The following is a 2373-nucleotide window of genomic DNA, read 5'->3' as shown; positions in this document are numbered from 1 at the left end:
ATTTGATCTGATGCAAACCAAATTACAAGCCTTACACAAATACCTATGTCAGCAACTTAAAGGCAATGTTCATGCGAAAAAGATTCATGCCACGCAAGCTGGCGGTGAGTTGATTGTAAATGGTGAAGACAGAGGCAATGGCGGCTATCGAATTGCTAACTGGTTTTACCAAGCAGGGATAATGATCGAGAACTTCCCTCACAACAAATTAGACCCAAATACATTGTTCGCTTTGGTAGCTTGTTGGATTTCTGAATTTGACCCTGAAAGGGACGAGAACGAAGAGCTTGGTAATCCTGATATCGAGATCGATGTAAACAACGAAGAAAGCGCAGATGTATTAATAAAAATTGCTTTTGAAGAACCCATCGAGTTGATACCTGACCCGAAAGGGTTAGTGCTTTGGAATAGCCAAACTTATCGAGTGAATCCAGTAGAAATCTGGATAGCGGAAGAAGGCGAAATCACGAATGCAGCCAACGATAACGCTTAACGCCAATGATGCAGTCAGTGCCAGAAAAGCACTTGAAGCGTTGATGCTGCCACCAAAGAAACGATTTTGGATTCTAAAAGATTTAGGTCGCTGGGAAATACGCAATACCCGAAGCCGCATTAAGCGTCAGAAAGACACTAAAAACAAAGCGTATGACAAGCGAAAGAAAGGCGAAGGTGCAGTACTAACGAGCTTCGCCAACGGGATGGAACCCTACGTTAAGAACGGAGCAAAGGATCTCGACTTAACGTGGAAAAGCCGGATTCAGGCAAAAAAAGCCGCTGTTCATCAACAAGGTATGACAGAGACGGTCACCGCCAGGCAGCACATAAAAAGCCAGAACAAAAGGTTTGGACAACCTGATTATGAAGCGCAAGCCACAGATGAACAAGCCCATGCACTGCGCCGGTTAGGTTACAAAATCAGGCGAAAAGATGGCGGATTTAATCGCCTGAGTAAACGCAATATTCAAAAGCGACTGACGTTAGGTCAAGCAGGGCTAATTATCCGCATGATGCGTTCAGGTAGTCCGAAAGGAAAACAGAGCTGGACGATAGAAACACCAGAACGTGAGTTGCTTGGAACCCGAAAAGAACTGGTCACCAAACGACTGTTACGCAACATCGAAAAAGCCAAGCACCGCTAGGCGAAGAGAGGATAGAACTGATGGCAACCGGAAAGGTAGAAGTCAATAACTTGAACTTGGGGCAAGGCGATATCCCCGAAATTGAACGCCATCTGCTTTTCATTGGCATTACGTCAAAAGCAGAACTGCAAGGCAAAGTCACTCGTGTTTCTGCAATGACTGACCTATCAGGTGTTGTCGCAGAAGATGAGTTGGGGGCGAATGTGATCGCCGCTCAGCTCAACGGCAAACAAAACTGGACTGCTGCTATCTATGGTTTAACCGCTCCAGAACTTTGGACGGGCGCAGTAGATGAAGCCAATAAGACGGATTCGTTCGAAGGTATTGTTCTGGTAGACAAGACCACGGATAAAGCCGCTTTTGATGACATGATGGCAAAACACAATGAGCTAGTGAGCAAACTAGGTCGTTGGGTGTTCATCTTGGCTGCAGTACCTGGTATCGATTCAGACACTCAAACATGGTCTGAATATGAAACGGCAATGCTTGCACTAGTGAAAGATGTTGCTGCGAATATGGTGGTACCAGTGCCACAGCTTCACGGTAATAACATCGGTGTACTCGCTGGTCGTCTGTGTGATCGCAGTGTCACGGTAGCAGATACACCTATGCGTGTTGCAACGGGTAATGTGTTGGGCTTGGGTAATGCACCTGTAGACAGTGCAGGCAAAGAACTCGAAATGTCGACCATTGAAGCACTTGCAATCGCTCGTTACTCAGTGCCGCAATGGTATGCCGACTACGAAGGTATTTATTGGACTGATGCGACTACGCTCGAAGCTAAAGGTGGTGACTATCAGTACCTAGAGTATGTACGTCCGGTGCACAAACTTAATCGCCGTGTTCGCGTGAAAGCGATTCGTCGTATTGGTGACAAAATTCTCAACTCTACACCAGAGTCTATCGAGCTCAATAAGCAGTATTTCTCAAAAGACATGCGCCAAATGAGCAAAGGTATTCAACTCGGTGACATTCAATTCCCAGGTGAAATCATGCCGCCACGTGATGGTGATGTGACTATCCAATGGATGACTAAATCAAAAGTGGTGATCGGCTTAATGGTGCAGCCGCATAACTGCCCTAAGCACATTGTCGTCAATGTTGCGCTAGACCTGTCTAACCCAGCTGATCAGGAGGCATAACCATGCGCATTTCCGGTAAGAATCTCAAATTCACTTTAAATGACCTCAAGATTAGTGCGCAGAAATGGACAGTTTCTATCACTGACAATAGT

At 45.9% G+C, this 2373-nt stretch carries 3 protein-coding genes and 1 pseudogene; all 4 read left to right on the top strand.

All coding sequences use genetic code 11. The features are described from left to right. Nucleotides 1–493 (top strand): phage tail protein (locus QTO00_RS18150; protein ID WP_331426027.1); only part of this gene is annotated, 493 nt, incomplete at its 5' end. Continuing rightward, on the top strand, nt 471–1139 hold the full coding sequence (locus QTO00_RS18145) for a hypothetical protein (RefSeq protein ID WP_031844058.1): 669 nt from the start codon (nt 471–473) through the stop codon (nt 1137–1139). The genes QTO00_RS18150 and QTO00_RS18145, both read left to right, overlap by 23 nt. 20 nt (nt 1140–1159) lie before the next feature. Beyond that, nucleotides 1160–2281 (top strand): DUF2586 domain-containing protein, encoded by a 1122-nt coding sequence (locus QTO00_RS18140; protein WP_124940851.1) that lies wholly within the window; start codon nt 1160–1162, stop codon nt 2279–2281. Continuing rightward, nucleotides 2278–2373: pseudogene (locus tag QTO00_RS18135) on the top strand (DUF2597 domain-containing protein); the annotation flags it as partial. The gene QTO00_RS18140 and the pseudogene QTO00_RS18135, both read left to right, overlap by 4 nt.

This window comes from Vibrio sp. M260118, assembly GCF_036533755.1.
Lineage (GTDB): Bacteria > Pseudomonadota > Gammaproteobacteria > Enterobacterales > Vibrionaceae > Vibrio.
This window is presented reverse-complemented; position numbering and strand designations above follow the sequence as displayed.

Coding starts and splice junctions, on each gene's coding strand:
- QTO00_RS18145 (WP_031844058.1), top strand. CDS start 471: ATGCAGCCAACGATAACGCTTAACGCCAATGATGCAGTCAGTGCCAGA.
- QTO00_RS18140 (WP_124940851.1), top strand. CDS start 1,160: ATGGCAACCGGAAAGGTAGAAGTCAATAACTTGAACTTGGGGCAAGGC.